Here is a 573-nt window from a genome sequence, read left to right on the forward strand (position 1 = left end):
AACCAGTACCCGCCGGGTCCGGGCGTCCCCGAGCTGCGCACCGCTGTCGCGGCGCACCAGCTGCGGCGGTACGGGCTCTCCTACGACCCGGACACCGAGGTGCTGGTCACCGCGGGCGCCACCGAGGCCATCGCGGCCTGTCTGCTGGCGCTGCTGGAGCCCGGGGACGAGGTGGTCGCCCTGGAGCCGTACTACGACTCCTACGCGGCCTGCATCGCGATGGCGGGCGGGCGGCGAGTGCCGGTGACGCTGCGCCCGCACCGCGACGAGGGCGGCGCCTCGTTCCGGCTGGACCTGGACGAACTGCGCGCTGCGGTGACCGGCCGGACCCGGCTGCTGCTGATCAACACCCCGCACAACCCCACGGGCACGGTGCTCACCCGCGAGGAGCTGACGGCGATCGCCGAGCTGGCCGTGGAACGGGATCTGCTGGTGGTCACGGACGAGGTGTACGAGCACCTCGTCTTCGACGACGCCGAGCACATCCCGCTCGCCACCCTCCCCGGGATGCGCGAGCGGACGGTGACGATCGGCTCGGCGGGCAAGACGTTCTCGTTCACGGGCTGGAAGGTC

General features: G+C 72.6%; 1 protein-coding gene. It reads left to right on the top strand.

The annotated features are described in order from the left end of the window. A partial coding sequence (locus BZY54_RS46175; protein ID WP_244217671.1) for an aminotransferase class I/II-fold pyridoxal phosphate-dependent enzyme occupies positions 1 to 573 on the top strand: 573 nt, incomplete at both ends.

The organism is Streptomyces carpinensis (genome assembly GCF_002154505.1).
GTDB lineage: Bacteria > Actinomycetota > Actinomycetes > Streptomycetales > Streptomycetaceae > Streptomyces > Streptomyces carpinensis.